The following is a 21,179-nucleotide window of genomic DNA, read 5'->3' as shown; positions in this document are numbered from 1 at the left end:
GCCGGGGGTGGTGGGTTGTCGGTGGCGGCGGTGAACGGGCCGAACTCGGTGGTGGTGTCGGGGGATCCGTCGGCGTTGGCGGGGCTGTTGGCGGAGTGCGAGGCGCGGGGGGTGCGGGCGCGTCGGGTTCCGGTCGACTACGCCTCGCATTCCGCGCAGGTCGAGTCGGTGCGGGAGCGGTTGCTCGATGTCCTGGGCGAGGTCACGTCCCGGTCGGCGGATGTGCCGTTCTATTCGTCCGTGACGGGTGGCCTGTTGGATCCGGCGGTGTTGAACGCGGAGTACTGGTACCGGAATCTGCGGGAGCCGGTGCGGTTCGACGAGGCCGTCCGGGCCTGTGCGGCCGACGAGTTCCGGGCGTTCGTGGAGAGCAGCGCGCACCCGGTGCTGAACCTGGCCGTGGAGGAGACGGTGGAGGAGTCCGGCGGCGCGGCCGTCGCGGTGGGGTCACTGCGGCGGGGGGAGGGCGGCCTGGACCGGTTCCTCACTTCGGCCGCACAGGTCTGGGTGCGCGGTGTTCCGGTGGACTGGAGCGTGGCCGCTGCCGGTGGGCGTCGGGTGGATCTGCCGACGTATGCCTTCCAGGGTGAGCGGTTCTGGCTGGAGCCGGCCGGTGCTTCGCCGCTGAGTGCGGTGGATGCGTTGCGCTATCGCGTCGGGTGGCGGCCGTTGGAGGTGGTGGCTGCCGCGGAGGTGTCCGGGGGCGAGTGGTTGCTGGTGGTGCCGGACGGAGCTGGGGACGGCGAGCGGGCCGCGGCGCTGGAGGCGGCGTTCGCCGAACGTGGCGTGGGTTCAGGCACGTTGGTGGTGGAGGAGACGTGTGACCGTGAGTCGCTGGTGGCGCTGCTGAAGGGCCGGGAGCCGGCCGGTGTGGTGTCGCTGCTGGCGGCTGGACCGGGGTCGGCGGTCGGTGGTGGGGCGGTGCCGTGGGCGCTGGCGGCGACGGTGTCGCTGGTGCAGGCCCTGGAGGACACGGGTGTTGCGGCGCCGCTGTGGTGTGTGACGCGTGGCGCGGTGGCGGTCGGCGCCGACGAGCAGGTGCCGAGCCCGGAGCAGGCCACGGTCTGGGGCCTGGGCCGGGTGGTCGCCGCCGAACTGCCGGACCGGTGGGGCGGCATCGTGGACGTGCCGGAGTCCGGCGGCGGCGAGGTGGCGCGGGCCACCGTCGCGGCGCTGCTCGGGGGGCACGGCGAGGACGAACTGGCGGTCAGGGCGGCAGGGTCGTTCGTCCGCCGGTTGGAGCGGGCGCCGCTGGCCGGCGTGGCGCCGGTCCGTGCCTGGGAGCCCCGGGGCACCGTGCTGATCACCGGTGCCACCGGTGCCCTCGGCCGTCACGTCGCCCGTCGGCTGGCCGGCGACGGCGCCGAGCACCTGCTCCTCCTGAGCGAAGCCGGCTGGGAGGATGACGAGTTCGTTGCCGAACTGACCGCTTCGGGTGCGCGGGTCGCCATGGCTGTCTGCGACCTGTCCGACCGGGCCGCGGTGGCGGAGGTGCTCGCCGGGTTGCCGGCGGAGTACCCGCTCACCGCCGTGCTGCACACGGCCACCCTGCTCGACGACGCCCTGATCGGTGATCTGACGGTTGATCAGATGGAGCGGGTGCTGAGTGTCAAGGTCGGTGGCGCCCGGGTGCTGCACGAGCTGACCGAGGGCCTGGACCTCTCCGCCTTCGTGCTGTTCTCCTCCTTCGCCGGCACCTGCGGCCTGGCCGGCCATGCCAACTACGCGCCGGGCAACGCCTATCTGGACGCCCTGGCCCACCACCGGCGCGCCAACGGCCTGCCCGCCACCGCGATCGCCTGGGGCCACTGGGACGGGGCCACCCCCGGCGTCGAGGAGCGGATCCGCCGCCACGGCGCCCAGGACCTCGACCCGGAGCTGGCGCTGGACGTCCTGCGGGGGATCCTCGACCACGACGAGACCTCCGTCGCCGTCCTGCGCTGTGCCTGGGACGACCCGGCCTGGAGCGTGCCCCTGCTGGCCGACCTCCGCGCGGTGCGGCGCGGTGCCGCCGCCCCTGACCCGGTGGCCGCGACCGATCCGGACGGGCTCTCGACCGGCCTGGCCCGCCGCCTGGCGGAGCTGCCGGAGGCCGAGCGCCCCGGGGCGCTGCTGGAGCTGGTCCGGCCGGTGATCGCGACCGTCCTGCGGCACTCCTCGCCGGAGGCGATCGAGCCGGACCAGCCGTTCAAGGACCTCGGCTTCGACTCGCTGACCGCCGTCGAACTGCGCAACCGCCTGCGGGCGGCCACCGGCCTGCGACTGACCGCCACCCTGATCTACGACCATCCGACGCCGGCGGCGCTCGCCGATCACCTGTACGCCGAGCTGGCCCCGCGCCCCGACACCACGGTGGTGCCGATCCTGGCGGAACTGGACCGGCTGGCGGCGATCCTGGCCGCCGCCGCGGTCGCGGGGGCCGAACGGCAGGCGGTCGGCGACCGCCTCCAGGACCTGCTGGCCGGCTGGCGCGCCACCGCGCCGGGCGCCGCCGCCGGCCCCGCCGACACCGTCACCGAACTCGAAGCCGTGACCGACGACGAACTGATCGGACTCCTCGGCGACGAGTTCGGCATCTACCAGCCCGATGACTCCGCAGAGGGAAACGCTCATGAATGACGACCGGATGCGCTACTTCCTCAACCGGGTGACCGCCGAGCTGCGCGAGACCCGCGACCGCCTGCGGGAGGTGGAGGACAGCCGGCAGGAGCCGATCGCGATCGTCGGCATGGCCTGCCGGCTGCCCGGCGGGGTCACCTCGCCCGAGGGTCTCTGGGACCTGGTGGCGGCCGGCGCCGACGTGATCTCGGAGCTGCCGGCGAACCGGGGCTGGGACCTCACGGACTTCTACGACCCGGACCCCGACGTACCGGGCCGCTCCTACGTCCGGGCCGGCGGGTTCCTCCACGACGCCGCCGACTTCGACGCGGCGTTCTTCGGGATCTCGCCGCGCGAGGCGCTGGCGATGGACCCCCAGCAGCGGCTGCTGCTGGAGACCGCCTGGGAGGCCTTCGAGCACGCGGGCATCGATCCGGTGTCGGTCCGCGGCACCGATACCGGGGTGTTCGCCGGGGTGGTCTACGGCGACTACGCGCGGCGCGGTGCGAAGATCCCCCCGGATCTGGAGGGGCACGTCGGCACCGGCAGCGCCGCCAGCGTCGCGTCGGGCCGGATCTCCTACACCCTGGGCCTGGAGGGCCCGGCGGTGACGGTCGACACGGCCTGTTCCTCGTCGCTGGTCGCCCTGCACCTCGCCGTCCAGTCGTTGCGGTCGGGCGAGTGCTCGCTGGCGCTGGCCGGCGGCGTGACGGTGATGCTCACCCCCGAGGAGTTCGTCCGCTTCTCCCGGCTGCGCGGTCTGTCCACCGACGGGCGTTGCCGGGCCTTCGGGGCGGGCGCGGACGGCTTCGGCATGGCCGAGGGGGTCGGACTGCTGCTGGTCGAGCGGTTGTCGGACGCGCGCCGCAACGGCCATCAGGTCCTCGCCGTGGTGCGCGGTTCGGCGGTCAACCAGGACGGCCGGTCCAACGGGCTGTCGGCGCCGAACGGCCCCTCCCAGCAGCGGGTGATCCGGCGGGCTCTGGCCGATGCCCGGCTGTCCGCCGCGGAGGTCGACGTGGTCGAGGCGCACGGGACGGGGACCAAGCTGGGTGACCCGATCGAGGCGCAGGCGCTGCTGGCCACCTACGGCCGGGAGCGGCCGGAGCAACAGCCGCTGTGGCTGGGCTCGTTGAAGTCCAACGTCGGCCATGCCCAGGGTGCGGCCGGCGTCTCCGGGGTGATCAAGATGGTGATGGCGATGCGGAAGGGGGTGCTGCCCAGGACGCTGCACGCCGAGGAGCCGTCCCCGCACATCGACTGGTCCTCGGGAGCGCTCCGACTGCTGACCGAGGCCCGGCCGTGGCCGGCGCTCGACCGTCCGCGCCGGGCCGGGGTCTCCTCGTTCGGCATGAGCGGGACCAACGCGCACGTCGTCCTCGAACAGGCGCCGGCCGCGTCGGAGCCGGAGCGGGACGAGGCCCCGGTCGCCCCCGCGCCGGACGCCTCCGCCGCCTCCGCCCCGCCCGCCGTGGTGCCGTGGCTGCTGTCGGCGCGCAGCGCGCCCGCGCTGCGCGAGCAGGCCGTGCGACTGCGGTCGGCCCTCCTCCAGGAGCGTCCGACGGCTGACCGCGTGGCCGACCGTGCGACCGGCCGTGAGGCCGACGCCGTGGTCGGCCCGTCGGCGGTCGGGCACGCGCTGGCGACCACCCGGGCCGTCCTGGAACACCGCGCGGTGCTGCTCGGCGCCGACCCGGACGAACTGCTGCGCGGCCTCGCCGCCGTGGCCGGGGACTTGCCGGCGCCGGGTGTGGTCCGCGGCGTGGCGGCGGGGCCTGGCCCCGGCCGGACGGTGTTCGTCTTCCCCGGCCAGGGCGCGCAGTGGGTGGGCATGGCGGTCGAGCTGGCGGAGGCCTCGGAGGTGTTCCGGGCACGACTGGCCGAGTGCGCCGAGGCGTTGAAGCCCTTTGTCGACTGGGACCTCTTCGCCGCCCTGCGCGGCGGGCCGGACGCGCCGTCCCTGGAGCGGGTCGACGTGGTGCAGCCCGCGCTGTTCGCCGTCATGGTGTCGCTGGCCGAGCTGTGGCGCTCCTACGGTGTCGAGCCGGCCGCCGTGGTGGGGCACTCGCAGGGCGAGATCGCGGCGGCCTGTGTGGCGGGCGCGCTGTCGTTGTCGGACGCGGCCCGGGTGGTCGCCCTGCGCAGCCGGGCGCTGACCGCGCTGGCCGGCGGCGGGGGTATGGTGTCCGTTCCGCTGCCCGCCGACGAGGTCGGTGAGCTGCTCGTCCGCTGGCAGGACCGGATCCAGATCGCGGCGCTGAACGGCCCCGCCGGTACCGTGGTGGCCGGTGAACCGGGCGCCCTGGAAGAGCTGTTGACGCACTGTCAGAAGAAGGACCTGCGGGCCCGGCGGATTCCGGTGGACTACGCCTCCCACACCTCGCAGGTCGAGTTGCTGCGCGCCGAGCTGCTGGAGGTGCTCGCGCCGATCGAGCCGGGTCCGGCGGTCGTGCCGTTCTACTCGACGGTGGACGAGCGGTGGCTGACCGGTGCCGAGCTCGACGCCGACTACTGGTACCGCAACCTGCGCCGGACCGTCGCCTTCGAACCCGCGACGCGGGCGCTGGCCGAGCAGGGCCACGGCGTCTTCGTGGAGATCGGCCCGCACCCGGTGCTGACGACGAGCGTGCAGGAGACGCTGGCCGCGGCCGGGAGCCAGGGCATCACGGTCGGCTCGCTGCGCCGTGACGACGGCGGACTCGCCCGGTTCCTCGCCTCGGTCGCCGAGGTGCACGTCCAGGGCCGGCCGGTGGACTGGTCGGCGGCCTTCGGCGGCGTGCCCGCGCGGCGGGTGGAGCTGCCGACCTATCCGTTCCAGCGGCAGCGGTACTGGCTGAACGCCTCCGGGCTCGCGGCCGGCGGGCTGACCGGCGCCGGTCTCGGTACGGCGGACCACCCCCTGCTCGGCGCGGTGATCGAGCCGGCGGACAGCGACGAAGTCCTGTTCACCAACCGGCTCTCGCTGGACAGCCACCCCTGGCTGGCCGACCATGCTGTGGCGGGCACCGCCATCCTGCCGGGGACGGCCTTCGTCGAACTCGCCGTCCGGGCCGGTGACCAGGTGGGCTGCGAGCTGCTCGACGAGCTGGTGATCGAGCGGCCGCTGGTCCTGCCCGAGCGGGGCGGCCTCCAGTTGCAGGTGCGTGTGGGTGCCGCGCAGCCGTCCGGCGTGCGGCACGTCGGGATCCACACCCGGCCCGAGCAGGGCGGCGACGGGCCGTGGAGCCGGCACGCCACCGCCGTGCTGGCCCCCTTCGGTCCGGCCCCGGAGCCTTCGCCGGACGCCTTCGACGCCGGGGTGTGGCCGCCGCCGGGGGCCGTGGCCCTGGACACCGCGGGGCTGTACGAGCGGTTGGTGGCGGCGGGCTACCACTACGGGCCGGCCTTCCGCGGGCTGCGCGCCGCCTGGCGCCGAGGCACGGAGGTGTTCGCCGAGGTCGGCCTGGACGAGGAGCAGTCGGCCGAGGCCGGCCGGTACGGGCTGCACCCGGCGCTGCTCGACGCCGCCCTGCACGCCACCTTCCTGGCCGACGCGACCGACACGGCAGACGCAGCCGACACGGCTGGTGCGACCGCCGCCGCCACCCCGGCCGATGAGACCCCCATCCCCGCCCGCCTCCCCTTCGCCTGGAACGAGGTGCGCGTCCACGCGGTGGGCGCCTCGTCCCTGCGGGTACGCCTGCGCCCGGACGGGTCCGACCGGATGGCGCTGGCCGTCGCCGATCCGGCCGGCCGGCCGGTGGCGAGCGCGCGCTCGCTCGCGCTGCGCCCCGTCTCCGTCGAGGAGTTCGGCGGCGCCGGGGCCACGGCCGGGGACGCCCTCCACCGGATCGCCTGGGTGCCGGCGCCCGGCCGGTCCGGGGCCGCCGTCCCGGCGGCGTCGGCCGCCGAGGAGGCCGCCGAGGAGGCCGCCGTGGTGGTCGAGCACTTCCCCGCCCCCGGGGCCGACGAGGCCGACCCGGCGGGGGCGGTGCACCTGCTGGCCCGCCGGGCGCTCGAAACCCTGCAGTCCTGGCTGGCCGACGAGCGGTCGGCGGACCGCCGGCTGGTCGTGGTGACCCGGTCCGCGGTCGCCGCCCGGCCCGGCGAGGCCGCCGACCCGGCCGGTGCGGCGGTCTGGGGCCTGGTCCGCTCCGCGCAGGCCGAGCACCCGGGTCGCTTCGTCCTGGTGGACATCGACGACCCGGAGGCCGTGCCGCTGCTGCCCCCGGCCGTGCTCGGCTCCCCGGAGCCCCAACTGGCGCTCCGGGCCGGCGAGGTACTGGTGCCCAGGTTGGTGCGGGCGGTTCCGTCCGAGGGCGCCGCGCCGGCTTCGCGGTTCGGCCCGGAGGGTACGGTGCTGATCACCGGTGGGACCGGCACGCTGGGGTCGTTGCTGGCCCGGCATCTGGTGCGGTCGTACGGGGTGCGGCGGCTGTTGCTGGTGGGTCGGAGCGGTCCGGCGGCCGAGGGTGCGGGTGCGCTCGAAGCCGAGCTGAGGGAGCTGGGCGCGGAGGTGACGATCGCCGCCTGCGACACCGCCGACCGGGACGCGCTGCGCGCGCTGCTGGCCGGCCTGGAGCGTCCGCTGACCGGCGTGGTGCATGCCGCCGGGGTGCTGGACGACGGCCTGGTGGCCGGTCTGACACCGGAGCGGATGGCCGCGGTGCTGCGGCCGAAGATCGATGCCGCCCTCGCGCTGCACGAACTCACCGCCGACCAGGACCTCGCCGCCTTCGTCCTCTTCTCCTCCGCCGCCGGAGTGCTCGGCGGGGCCGGTCAGGGCGGCTACGCGGCGGCCAACGCCGCCCTGGACGCGCTCGCCGAGGCGCGCCGGGCGCGGGGCCTTCCGGCCGTGTCGCTGGCCTGGGGCCTGTGGGCCGAGGCCAGCGGTATGACGGGCCATCTGGACGGCGCCGACCACCGTCGGATCGCCCGGAGCGGGGTCCGGCCGTTCTCCTCGGCGCAGGGGCTGGCGCTGTTCGACGCCGCGCTCGCGGCGGGTGACGCCGTCCTGGTGCCGATGGCGCTCGACCTCGCCGGGCTCCGTGCGGCGGACGCCCCCGTCCCGGCCCTGCTGCGCGGCCTGGTGCGGCCGGGGCGGCGGGTCGCCCGGGCCGCCGAGGGCCGGGCGGACGGCACCCTGGCGGAGCGGCTCGCCGCCCGTCCGGCCGGTGAGCGCGGGCGGGCACTGCTGGAGCTGGTCCGCTCGCACGCCGCGACGGTGCTCGGCCACAGCACCACCGCCGGGGTCGAACCGGCACTGGCCTTCCGGGAGTTGGGCTTCGACTCGCTGACCGCCGTGGAGCTGCGCAACCGGCTCGCCGCGGCCTCCGGGCTGCGACTGCCGGCCACCCTGGTGTTCGACCACCCGACCCCCGCGGCGCTGGCCCGGTGGCTGGAGGCCGAGCTGTTCGGGGCGCCGGCGGCCGCCCGCGCGGCCGCCCCCGCCGTCGCGGCGCCGGACGAGCCCATCGCGATCGTCGGCATGTCCTGCCGGTTCCCCGGCGGCATCGACTCCCCGCAGGACCTCTGGGAGACGGTCGCGGCGGGCCGGGACGTGGTCGGGAACTTCCCGGAGAACCGGGGCTGGGACCTCGACGCGCTGTTCGACCTCGACCCGGACCGTCCCGGCAAGAGCTATGTCGACGCGGGCGGGTTCCTGGCCGACCCGGGTGAGTTCGACGCGGAGTTCTTCGGGATCAGCCCGCGCGAGGCGCTCGCGATGGACCCCCAGCAGCGGCTGCTACTGGAGGCCTCCTGGGAGGCGGTCGAGCAGGCGGGCATCGACCCGGCGTCCCTGCGGGGCAGTGACACCGGGGTGTTCGCGGGGCTGCTGTACCACGAGTACGGCGCACTGCTCGAAGGAGCCGAGGGCGCCTCCGAGTTGGAGCCCTACGCGGGTACGGGGGGTGCGGGCAGCGTCGCGTCCGGCCGGATCTCCTACTCGCTCGGGCTGGAGGGCCCGGCCATCACCGTCGACACCGCCTGCTCGTCCGCCCTGGTGGCGGTGCACCTGGCGAGCCGTTCGCTGCGCTCCGGGGAGTGCTCGCTGGCGCTGGCCGGCGGCGTGACCGTGATGACCACGCCGGCCGCGTTCACCGGCTTCTCGCGGCAGCGCGGGCTGGCGGCCGACGGCCGGTGCAAGCCGTTCTCGGCCGCGGCCGACGGCACCGGCTGGTCCGAGGGGGTCGGCCTGCTGGTCCTGGAGCGGCTCTCCGACGCCCGCCGCCACGGGCACCGGGTGCTCGCGGTGGTCCGGGGCAGCGCCGTCAACCAGGACGGTGCGAGCAACGGGCTGTCCGCACCGAACGGACCGGCCCAGCAGCGGGTGATCCGGCAGGCTCTGGCCAACGCGGGGCTCTCCGCCGACGCGGTGGACGCGGTGGAGGCGCACGGGACGGGGACCAGGCTGGGTGACCCGATCGAGGCGCAGGCGGTGCTGGCGACCTACGGCCAGGACCGGCCGCAGGACCGCCCGGTGTGGCTCGGGTCGGTGAAGTCGAACCTCGGCCACACCCAGGGGGCCGCCGGCGCCGCCGGAATGATCAAGATGATCCAGGCGATGCGGCACGGGGTGCTGCCGGCCACGTTGCACGTGGACGAGCCGTCGCCGCAGGTGGACTGGTCGGCGGGTGCGGTGGAGCTGTTGACGCGGGCGCGGCCGTGGCCGGAGACGGGGCGGCCGAGGCGCTCGGCGGTGTCCTCGTTCGGGATCAGCGGGACGAACGCGCACGTGGTGCTGGAGGAGGCGCCGCCGGAGGAGACCGAGCCGGTGGACGGCAGCGCGGACGGCGGGGTGCCGTGGCTGCTGTCGGGCGGTGACGAGGGTGCCTTGCGCGCCCAGGCGGGGCGCTTGGCGGCGCAGCTGCGGGAGCGGCCGGAGCTGGGAGTGCGAGACGTCGGGTACTCGTTGGCGACCACCCGGGCGGCGTTGCCCGAGCGGGCGGCGGTGCTCGGGGCGGACCGGGAGGCGATGCTGAGCGGCCTGGACGCGCTGGCCGAGGGCCGGCCCGCCGCCGGGACGGTGCGAGCCGGGGCGAGCGCCGACGACCGGGTGGCGTTCGTCTTCCCGGGCCAGGGCTCGCAGTGGCTCGGGATGGGTGTCGAGCTGCTGGCGGAGTCGGAGGTCTTCGCCGCCCGGATGGCCGAGTGCGCGGAGGCGCTGAAGCCGTTCGTCGACTGGGATCTCTTCGAGGCCCTGCGCGGCGGGCCGGGGGCGCCGTCGTTGGAGCGGGTCGATGTGGTGCAGCCCGCGCTGTTCGCCGTGATGGTGTCGCTGGCCGAGGTGTGGCGTTCGTACGGTGTCGAGCCGGCGGCGGTGGTGGGGCATTCGCAGGGGGAGATCGCGGCGGCCTGTGTGGCGGGCGCGCTGTCGCTGCCGGACGCGGCGCGGGTGGTGGCCCTGCGCAGCCGGGCGCTGACCGGGCTGGCCGGGCTCGGCGGCATGGTGTCCGTTCCGTTGCCCGCCGACGAGGTCGGTGAGCTGCTCGTCCGCTGGCAGGACCGGATCCAGATCGCGGCGCTGAACGGCCCCGCCGGTACCGTGGTGGCCGGTGAACCGGGCGCCCTGGAAGAGCTTTTGACGCACTATCAGGAACAGGGGGTGCGGGCCCGGCGGATTCCGGTGGACTACGCCTCGCACACCTCGCAGGTGGAGCGGCTGCGCGCCGAGCTGCTGGAGGCGCTCGCGCCGGTCGTGCCGGGCCCGGCGAGTGTGCCGTTCTACTCCTCGGTGACCGGGAAACTGACCGAAGGTCAGGAACTCGACGCCGCCTACTGGTACGCCAATCTGCGGCAGGCGGTGGAGTTCGAGGCGGCCACCCGGGCGTTGCTCGACGACGACCACGGGGTGTTCGTCGAGGTCAGCCCGCACCCGGTGCTGACCACCGCCGTCCAGGACACCGTGGAGAGCGCCGAGCGCACCGCGACCGTGACGGGCACGCTGCGCCGTGACGACGGCGGCGCGGCGCGCCTGCTGGCCTCCGTCGCCGGGCTCTGGACGGCCGGGCTGCCGGTGGACTGGAGCACCGCCGTCGCCGGCGGGCACCCGGTCGACCTGCCCACCTACGCCTTCCAGCGCCGCCGCTACTGGGTGCGGCCCGCTGTCACCGACCACGGCGGCTCGGCCGTCGGGCTCGGACTGGCCGACGCAGGTCACCCGCTGCTCGGCGCCGTGGTCGCACCGGCGGGCGGCGACGGCCTGCTGCTCACCGGCCGGCTCTCGCGGCGCGGCCACCCGTGGCTCGCCGACCACGCCGTGGCGGGCACCGTCCTGCTGCCGGGCACGGCCTTCGTCGAACTGGCTGTCCGGGCCGGCGACGAGGTGGGCTGCCCGGTGATCGAGGAACTGGTCATCGAGGCACCGCTGCCGCTGCCGGACGGGGCGGCGGTCGGCATTCAGGTGGCGGTCGGCGACCGCGACGACACCGGACGGCGGACGGTGACCGTCCACGCCTGCCAGGGCGAGGGGCAGCCGTGGACCCGGCACGCCGGCGGCCTGCTGGCCCCGGCCGAACCCGCCGGAGCGTCCGACGAGCCCGCCGGGGAGCCGGACCTGAGCGTCTGGCCGCCGGAGGGCGCGGTCGCGGTGGACACGGCGGGCTTCTACGAGCGCCTCGACGAGGCCGGTTACGGCTACGGACCGGCGTTCCGCGGGCTGCGGGCGCTCTGGCGGCGCGGGGCGGAGATCTTCGCCGAGGTCGGGCTCCCGGAGTCCGAACGGGCCGAGGCCGGGCGCTACGCCCTGCACCCGGCCCTGCTGGACAGCGCCCTGCACGCCTGGGCGCTCCAGGGCGCCGGCGGCGCCGCGCGGCTCCCCTTCTCCTGGAGCCGCTACCGTCCGCACGCCTCGGGCGCCGCGGTGCTGCGGGTCCGGCTGGTGCCGACCGGTGAGGACACGGTGACGCTGCTGGTCGCCGACGAGGACGGCCGGCCGGTGGCCTCCGCGGATTCGCTCCTGGTCCGGGAGATTCCGGGCGGCTCGCTCGGGCAGCACCCGGCGACCGGCGCCGACGCGCTCTTCGACGTGGTGTGGAGGGCACTGCCGCTCCCGGCCGGTCCCGCCGGTCCCGCCGCACAGCCGGCGCGGCTCCTCGTCACCCCGCCGTCCGAGGGCGGCGCCTCGCCCTCCGAGGACGTCACCTCGCCCTCCGGCGCCGACCCGGCCCGGGACGCCCGGGACGCCGTCCAGCGGGTGCTGACCGAGATCCGTGCCCGGCTGGCCGAAGCCCCCTCCGACACCGGCCCGTTGGCGGTGGTGACCCGGGGCGCTGTGGCCGCCCTCGCCGCGGACGGTGCGCCGGACCCGGTCGGCGCGGCCGTCCTGGGGTTGCTGCGCTCCGCGCAGGCCGAGCACCCCGGCCGGTTCGTCCTCGTCGACCTCGACGACGACCCCGCCGCGCCGGAGCTGCTGAACGCGGCCGCCGCCACGGGCGAGCCCCAGATCGCCGTCCGGGGCGGCGCGTTGTACGCCCCCCGGCTCGTCCGGGCGGCGGCCCGGGGCGAACTGCGGGTGCCCGAGGGGCCCGACTGGCACCTGGCCACCGACGAGCCGGGCACGCTGGAGAACCTGGCGCTGGCCCCGCACCCCGAGGCGCTCGCGCCGCTGGCCGCCGGAGAGCTGCGGATCGCCGTCCGCGCGGCCGGGCTGAACTTCCGCGACACCCTGGTCGCGCTGGGGATGTACCCGGACCCGGCGGCGTACCTCGGCGGCGAGGGCGCCGGAGTGGTGCTGGAGACCGGACCGGGGGTCACCGGGTTCGCGCCCGGCGACCGTGTCCTCGGCATGCTGCCCAAGTCCTTCGGGCCGCTGGCGGTGGCCGATGCCCGGCTGGTCGCCCGGATGCCCGAGGGCTGGTCGTTCGCCGAGGCGGCGGCCATGCCGGTGGCCTTCCTGACGGCCTACTACGCCCTGGTCGACCTGGCCGGCCTGCGCGCCGGTGAGTCGGTGCTGATCCACGCGGCCGCGGGCGGGGTCGGGACGGCCGCCGTCCAGCTGGCCCGGCACCTGGGCGCCGAGGTCTACGGGACGGCCGGCCGGGGCAAGTGGGCGGCCCTGCGCGCACTGGGACTCGACGAGGACCGGATCGCCGACTCGCGGACCACCGGGTTCGAGCAGTCGTTCCTGGCGGCCAGCGGCGGGCGCGGTGTGGACGTCGTCCTCGACTGCCTCGCCGGGGAGTTCGTCGACGCCTCGCTGCGCCTGCTGCCGCGCGGCGGCCGGTTCGTCGAGCTGGGCAAGACGGACGTCCGCGCGGCCGAGGAGGTGGCCGCCGCGCACCCGGGCGTGACGTACCGGGCGTTCGACCTGGTGGCGGCCGCCGGGCCGGACCGGATCCGGCAGATGCTGGCCGAGCTGGTGGACCTCTTCGAGCAGGGCGTGCTGTCGCCCCTGCCGACCACCTGCTGGGACGTACGCCGGGCACCCGAGGCCTTCCGGCAACTGAGCCAGGCCCGGCTGATCGGCAAGGCCGTGCTGACCGTTCCCCGGCAGCTCGGCCCGGAGGGTACGGTGCTGATCACCGGTGGGACCGGCACGCTGGGGTCGTTGCTGGCTCGGCATCTGGTGCGGTCGTACGGGGTGCGGCAGTTGTTGCTGGTGGGTCGGAGCGGTCCGGCGGCCGAGGGCGCGGGTGCGCTCGAAGCCGAGCTGAGGGAGCTGGGCGCCGAGGTGACGATCGCCGCCTGCGACACCGCCGACCGGGACGCGCTGCGCGCGCTGCTCGCCGGCGTCCACCCGCCGCTGAGCGCCGTCGTGCACACCGCGGGCGTCCTCGACGACGGCGTGGTGGACTCCCTGACCGCCGACCAGGTGGCCGCGGTGCTGCGGCCCAAGGCCGACGCGGCGCTCGCGCTGCACGACCTCACCGCCGGCGAGGACCTCGCCGCCTTCGTGCTCTACTCCTCGGCCGCCGGTGTGTTCGGCAGCCCCGGGCAGGGCAACTACGCGGCGGCCAACGCCTTCCTGGACGCGCTCGCCGCTCGGCGGCGGGCCGCGGGCCGGCCGGCCCTGTCGCTGGCCTGGGGGCTCTGGCAGCCCCGCACCGGTATGACCGGGCACCTCGGCGCGAGCGACCACGGCCGACTGGCCAGGAGCGGCGCCGTCGGGATGACGCCGGAGCAGGGTCTGGCGCTCTTCGACGCGGCCGTGCGGCTGGACCGGTCGACGCTGGTGGCCGCGCCGCTCGACCTGGCCGGCCTGCGGAGCCGGGGCGAGGACCTCGCCCCGCTGCTGCGCGAACTGGTCACCCCGGCACGGCGGACGGTCCGCACCGACCGGGCGGAGGACGAATCGCTGGTCGTGCGGTTGACCCGGCTGCCGGCCGCCGAGCGCGCCCGCGTCCTGCTGCGGGCGGTCCGGGGCCACGCCGCCACCGTGCTCGGCCACGACGGACCGGACCTGGTGGGGACGGACCGCCCGTTCAAGGACCTGGGGTTCGACTCGCTGACCGCCGTCGAGCTGCGCAACCGGCTGAACACGGCGACCGGGCTGCGGTTGCCCGCCACCGTCGTCTTCGAGAGCCCCAGCGCGCGCGAACTCGCCGAGCGGGTGCGGCAGGAGCTCTTCCCCGACGGAGCCGACACCGGAGCCGACACCGGGACGGTGACCCCGTCCGCCGCCACCGCCGCCACCACCGGCGGGTCCGGGCCCGGTGAGGAGGAGATCCGCCGGACCCTCGCCGCGCTCCCGCTCGACCGGCTGCGCGAACTCGGGCTGCTCGACCTGCTGTTGGGCCTCGCCGGCCGGCCGGCCGAGTCCGGCCCGGCCGACCGGCCCGACCTGCCGGCCTCCCCGGCGCCGTCCCCGTCCCCGGCGCGCGGGGCGGCCGACGACGAACTCGACCGGCTCGACGGCATGGACGCCGACGACCTGATCGCCCGCGCCTTCGGCAGCGCGACATGACCGCGCGACCCGGCCGCGGCGCCGGCCGGCCTGCCCGGCCGACCGGCGCCGCGGCGGCCGCCCGACCCGGAACCCGCCAGTGGAGGAAAGATGCCTGAGACCCAGGACCGCCTCGTCGAAGCCCTGCGGCTCTCGCTGAAGGAGAACGAGCTGCTGCGCCGGCAGAACGCCGAACTCGCCGACAGCGCGGCCGAGCCGATCGCCATCGTGGGCATGGCCTGCCGGCTGCCGGGCGGGGTGCGCACACCGCAGGACCTCTGGACGCTGCTGACCGACGGCACGGACGTGATCGCCGACCTGCCCCGGGACCGGGGCTGGGACATCGACGGCCGCTACGACCCCGACCCGGACGTGCCCGGCACGTTCTACGTGCGGCAGGGCGGATTCCTGGACGACGTCGCGGACTTCGACGCGGAGTTCTTCGGGATCAGCCCGCGCGAGGCGCTCGGGATGGACCCGCAGCAGCGGCTGCTGCTGGAGACGTCCTGGGAGGCCGTCGAGGCGGCGGGCATCGACCCGCACACGCTGCGCGGCACCCGCACCGGAGTCTTCGCGGGCCTCGGCTACCACGACTACGGCACCCGGCTGAGCCGGGTCCCGGAGGGGCTGGAGGGCTACCTCGGCAACGGACGGTCGGGCAGCGTCGCCTCCGGCCGGGTCTCCTACACGCTCGGGCTGGAGGGGCCGGCCGTCACGGTGGACACGGCCTGTTCGTCCTCGCTGGTCGCCCTGCACCTCGCGGCCCGGTCGCTCCGGCAGGGCGAGTGCGATCTCGCCCTGGCCGGCGGAGTGACCGTGATGTCCACCATGGACGGCATCCTGGAGCTCGCCCGGCAGCGCGCCCTGGCCCGCGACGGCCGTTCCAAGGCCTTCGGCGCCGGCGCCGACGGGATGAGCGTGGCCGAGGGGGTCGGCCTGCTGCTGGTGGAGCGGCTCTCCGACGCCCGCCGCCACGGGCACCCGGTGCTCGCGCTGCTCCGGGGCAGCGCGGTCAACCAGGACGGCAGGTCGAACGGTCTGACCGCGCCGAACGGTGCCGCGCAGCGCCGGGTGATCCGGCAGGCCCTGGCCGAGGCGCGGCTGACGGCCGACCAGGTCGACCTGCTGGAGGCGCACGGCACCGGTACGGCGCTGGGCGACCCGATCGAGGCCGTCGAGCTGCTGGCGACCTACGGCCAGGGCCGGCCGCAGGACCGACCGGCCTGGCTGGGGTCGGTGAAGTCGAACCTCGGCCACACCCAGTTCGCGGCCGGTGTCACCGGGGTCATCAAGACCGTGCTCGCGATGCGGCACGGGGTGTTGCCGGCCACGTTGCACGTGGACGAGCCGTCGCCGCGGGTGGACTGGTCGGCGGGTGCGGTGGAGTTGTTGACGCGGGCGCGGCCGTGGCCGGAGACGGGGCGGCCGAGGCGTTCGGCGGTGTCCTCGTTCGGGATCAGCGGGACGAACGCGCACGTGGTGCTGGAGGAGGCGCCGCCGGTGGAGTCCCCGGTGGTGAGTGGCGGCGGTGACGGGGTGCCGTGGCTGCTGTCGGGCGGTGACGAGGGTGCGTTGCGGGCGCAGGCGGGCCGGTTGGCGGCTCATCTGCGGGAGCGGCCGGAGCTGGGCACGCGGGATGTCGGTCATGCCTTGGCGGTGACCCGGGCGGGGTTGCCGGAGCGTGCGGTGGTGCTGGGTGAGGACCGGGAGGCGTTGCTGCGCGGTCTGGACGCGCTCGCGCAGGGCCGGCCCGCCGCCGGAATCGTCCGGTCCGCCGTCACCCCGCACGACGGCACCGTCTTCGTCTTCCCGGGCCAGGGCTCGCAGTGGCTCGGGATGGGTGTCGAGCTGCTGGCGGAGTCGGAGGTCTTCCGAGGCCGGATGGCGGAGTGCGCCGAGGCGTTGAAGCCCCATCTGGACTGGGATCCCCTGGACGTCCTGCGCGGTCTGCCCGGTGCTCCCTCACTGGACCGGATCGACGTGGTGCAGCCGGTGCTGTTCTCGGTGATGGTGTCGCTGGCGGCGGTCTGGCGGTCCTACGGGGTGGAGCCGTCCGCCGTGGTGGGGCACTCGCAGGGCGAGGTGGCGGCGGCCTGTGTGGCCGGTGTGCTGTCGCTGGCGGACGCCGCCCGGCTCGCCGCCCTGCGCAGCCGTGCGCTCGCCGCGTTGACCGGTCGCGGCGGGCTGGCCCCGGTGTTCCTGCCGGAGGCGCAGGTGCGCGAGCGGCTGCGGGGCTGGGAGGGGCGGCTCTCGGTGGCTGCCGTGAACGGGCCGGGCACCGTGGTGGTGTCGGGGGATCTCGACGCGCTGGACGCCTTCGTGGCGGCCTGCGAGGCGGACGGCGTCCGCGTCCGCCGGGTTCAGGCGGGTGTCGCCTCGCACGGGCCGCAGATCGACCTGGTCCGGGACGAGCTGGTCGAGGTGCTGGCGCCGGTGGTGCCGGGCCCGGCGAGTGTGCCGTTCTACTCCTCGGTGACCGGGCGGCGGATGGACGGCGAGGAGCTGGACGCCGCCTACTGGTACGCCAATCTGCGGCAGGCGGTGGAGTTCGAGGCGGCCACCCGGGCGTTGCTCGACGACGACCACGGGGTGTTCGTCGAGGTCAGTCCGCACCCGGTGCTGACCACCGCCGTCCAGGACACCGTGGAGAGCGCCGAGCGCACCGCGACCGTGACGGGCACGCTGCGCCGTGACGACGGCGGCGCGGCCCGGGTGCTGGACTCCGTCGCCGGGCTCTGGACGGCCGGGCTGCCGGTGGACTGGAGCACCGCCCTCGCCGGCGGGCGCCCGGTCGACCTGCCCACCTATGCCTTCCAGCGCCGCCGCTACTGGCTGGAGGACCAACCCGGGTACGAGCAGCCGCAGGACGAGCCGGACACCGGCGAGCGGCCCCTCGCGGACCGGTCGTTCTGGACGGCCGTCGAGCAGGGCGACGTCGAGGCACTGGCCGGCGCGCTGGGCGTCGGCCCGGACCGGGGAGCGGCCGTCGACGCCCTGGCGCCCGCTCTGCCGGTGCTCGCGGCCTGGCGGCAGCGGGAGCGGACGCGGTCCGTGGTGGACGGCTGGCGTTACGTGGTCGACTGGCAGCCGCTGCGGGAGCCGTCCGCGCCGGCCCTGAGCGGCACCTGGCTGGTGGCGGCTCCCGCCGGCCACACCGGCGACCCCTGGGCCGCCGAGGCCGGACGGACCCTCACCGAGCACGGCGCCCGGGTGCTGCGGATCGCGCTCGACCCGGCCGACGACCGCGCCCGGGTGGCCGGGCGGCTGCGTGAACTCACCGCCGGCGAAGCGCCCTTGGCGGGGGTGCTGGCGCTGCCGGCACCGGCCGGGCAGCCGCATCCCGACCACCCCGCGCTGCCGGTCGGCCTGGCACTCGCCCTCACCCTGGTGCAGGCCCTCGGCGATGCGGGCGTCGGGGCCCCGCTCTGGTGCGCGACCCGCGGCGCGGTCTCGGTCGCCGGCGACGACCCGCTCGACAGCCCCGACCAGGCGGCCCTCTGGGGTCTCGGCCGGACGGTCGCGCTGGAGCACCCCGACCGCTGGGGCGGTCTGGTCGACCTGCCGGAGGAACTGGACGACCGGGCGCGCGCCCGACTCTGCGGCGCGCTCGCCGGGATCGACGACGAGGACCAGCTGGCCGTGCGGGCCGGCGGCCTGTACGCGCGCCGCCTGGTCCGCGCGGCCGCCCCGGCCGCCGAGGCCGGAGCCGTCGGCTGGCGGCCGCGCGGCACCGTGCTGCTCACCGGTGCCACCGGGGCGGTGGGCCCCTACCTCGCCCGCTGGCTGGCCCGCAGCGGGGCCGAACACCTGGTGCTCACCAGCCGCTCCGGCGCCACCGGTCCGGCGACGACCGCGCTCCAGTCCGAACTCGCCTCCGCCGGAACGAGGTTGACGATCGCCGCCTGCGACGTCGCCGACCGCTCCGCGCTGGCCGCGCTGGTGGCCCGGCTGGCGGCGGACGGTACGCCGGTGCGAGCCGTCGTGCACGCCGCCGCCTTCATCCGCCTGAGTTCGCTGGACGCCACCACGCCGGCGGAGTTCGCCGAGGTGCTCGCCGCCAAGGCGGACGGCGCCCGCCACCTCGACCAGATCTTCGACCGGCACGACCGGGAGAACGGCGCCGACCGCGCCGACCGCGCCGACCTGGACGACCTGGACGACCTGGACGCCTTCGTGCTGTTCTCGTCCGTCGCCGGGGTCTGGGGCAGCGGCGACCACGGCGCCTACGCGGCGGCCAACGCCTACCTGGACGCCCTGGCGCAGCAGCGCCGGGCCCGGGGCCTGCGGGCGACCTCGGTGGCCTGGGGGCTCTGGAACACCCCGGACCGCTGGGGCGCCGAGGGCCCCGCCAAGGAGGCGGAGGGCCGGCTGTTCCGACAGGGGCTGCCCCTGATGGACCCCGAACCGGCTGTCGCCGCCCTCCAGCAGGTCCTGGACCGCGACGAGACCTTCGTCGCCGTGGTCGACGTGGCCTGGGACCGTTTCGTCCCGGCCTTCGCCTCGGCCCGGCCGCGACCGCTCCTGGACGCGATACCCGAGGCCCGCCGGGGCCGCCGGAGCGAGCGGCCGGAGCAGGGGCCGGGACAGGGGCAGGCGGCGGACGTGCTCGCGCAGTGGCGCCGTCGTCTGGCGGGCCGTCCGGCGGAGGCCGACCGGGAGCTGCTGGAGCTGGTCGCCGGGACGGTGGCGGCGGTGCTCGGCCACGCCTCGCCCGAGGCGGTCGCGACCGGGCGGCCCTTCCGCGACCTCGGCTTCGAGTCGCTGGCCTCGGTCGATCTGCGCAACCGGCTGAACACCGCGACCGGGCTGCGGCTGCCGACCACCGTGGTCTTCGACCACCCGACGGTGCTCGCGCTCGCCGGCCGGCTCCGGACCGAGATCCTGGGGGAGTCGCCCCGGACGGCCGAGCAGCCGGCGGCCGCCGGCACCGACGACGACCCGGTGGCGATCGTGGCGATGAGCTGCCGCCTGCCGGGCGGCGTCCGCACGCCCGAGGACCTGTGGCGGCTGGTGGACGCCGGTACCGACGCCGTCTCCGGCCTGCCCACCGGGCGCGGCTGGGACCTCGCGGGCCTCTATCACCCGGAGCCGGGCCGCCCCGACACCACCTGCACGCGGGAGGGCGGATTCCTCCACGACGCCGCCGAGTTCGACGCCGGGTTCTTCGACATCGGCCCGAGCGAGGCCCTGGCGATGGACCCGCAGCAGCGGCTGCTGCTGGAGGCCTCCTGGGAGGCCGCCGAGCGCGCGGGCATCGACCCGCACACCCTGCGCGGCAGCCGGACCGGTGTCTACATCGGCTCCCGCTACCAGGGGTACGGCGCCCAGGCCGAGGTCACCGACGAACTGAAGCCGCACCTCGGCCTCGGCGACGTGATCAGCATCCTGTCCGGCCGGGTCTCCTACGCCCTCGGCCTGGAGGGCCCCGCGGTCACCGTCGACACGGCGTGCTCGTCCTCGATGGTGGCCCTGCACCTGGCGGCCCAGGCGTTGCGCCAGGGCGACTGCTCGCTCGCCCTGGCGGGCGGGGTCACGGTGATGTCCTACCCCTCCGAGCTGGTCGGGCTGAGCCGGCTGGGCGAGCTGTCGGCGGACGGCCGCTGCAAGTCCTTCTCGGCCGACGCGGACGGCATGGGGATGGCCGAGGGGGTCGCCGTCGTGCTGCTGGAGCGGCTGTCGGACGCGCGCCGCCACGGGCATCCCGTGCTGGCGCTGGTCCGCGGTTCGGCCGTCAACCAGGACGGCGCGAGCAACGGGCTGACCGCACCCAACGGGGCGGCCCAGCAGCGGGTGATCCAACAGGCCCTGGCGAACGCGGGGCTGACGCCGGATCAGGTCGACGCGGTGGAGGCGCACGGGACGGGCACGGCGCTGGGCGATCCGATCGAGGCCACCGCGCTGCTGGCCGCCTACGGGGCCGGCCGGTCGCCGGAGCGGCCGCTCTGGCTGGGCACCGTGAAGTCCAACATCGGCCACACCCAGTCGGCGTCCGGGGTGGCCGGAGTGATCAAGACGGTGCTGGCCATGCGGCACGGCGTGCTGCCCAGGACCCTGCACGCCGGGCAGCCGTCGCCGCGGGTGGACTGGTCGGCCGGGGAGGTCAGGCTGCTGACCGAGGCGCGGCCGTGGCCGGAGACCGGCCGGCCGAGGCGGGCCGGGGTGTCCTCGTTCGGGATGAGCGGCACCAACACGCACGTCGTCCTGGAACACGTCCCCGACCTCGCGCCGCCGGCCGAAGCCACCGGGGCCGCCGAGACCACCGAGACCGCCGGCCCGGACGGCGGGCCGCTGCCCTGGGTGCTGTCCGGCCGCACCGCGGCCGCGGTGGCCGCGCAGGCGGAGCGCCTCGCGGCCTTCGTGGCCTCCCGGACCGAGCTGTCCGCCCGGGACGTCGCCTTCTCGCTGGCCACCGGCCGGGCGGGCCTGGAGCACCGCGCGGTGGTGCTCGCCGCCGACCGGGAGGGGTTCCTCGGCGGCCTGAAGGCCCTGGCCGAGGGGGTGCCGGCCGAGAACGTGATCGCGGTCGGACCGGAACCGGCCTCCGCAGCACAGCCGGCCGCCCCGGCCGGGCCGGTGGAGGAGCTCGCCCGCGCGTGGGTGCGCGGCGGGGCGGTCGACTGGCGCCCCGTCCTCGCGGGCGGGCGGCGGGTGGACCTGCCCACGTACGCCTTCCAGCGCCAGGCCTTCTGGCTGACGCGCTGACCCACGGGGCTCCTCG

At 76.3% G+C, this 21,179-nt stretch carries 3 protein-coding genes; all 3 read left to right on the top strand.

Going from position 1 to position 21,179, the window contains the following annotated elements; all coding sequences use genetic code 11:
• Window positions 1-2,619: type I polyketide synthase (locus ACIQTO_RS28420; protein ID WP_402393672.1), on the top strand; the 2,619-nt coding region annotated here is incomplete at its 5' end.
• Window positions 2,612-14,482: an SDR family NAD(P)-dependent oxidoreductase gene (locus ACIQTO_RS28415; RefSeq protein ID WP_402393669.1), complete on the top strand. Its 11,871-nt coding sequence runs from the start codon at window positions 2,612-2,614 to the stop codon at window positions 14,480-14,482. The genes ACIQTO_RS28420 and ACIQTO_RS28415, both read left to right, overlap by 8 nt.
• A 90-nt stretch (window positions 14,483-14,572) precedes the next feature.
• The gene (locus tag ACIQTO_RS28410; RefSeq protein ID WP_402393666.1) at window positions 14,573-21,163 is read left to right on the top strand and encodes a type I polyketide synthase; all 6,591 of its coding nucleotides are present in this window, start codon (window positions 14,573-14,575) and stop codon (window positions 21,161-21,163) included.
• The last annotated feature ends 16 nt before the right edge of the window (window positions 21,164-21,179 follow it).

Origin of the sequence: Kitasatospora sp. NPDC091207 (assembly GCF_044768625.1) — a bacterium.
In the GTDB taxonomy this organism is placed as follows: Bacteria; Actinomycetota; Actinomycetes; order Streptomycetales; family Streptomycetaceae; genus Kitasatospora.
The sequence above is the reverse complement of the archived record's forward strand: the minus strand, read 5'-3'. Positions and strand labels throughout refer to the sequence as shown.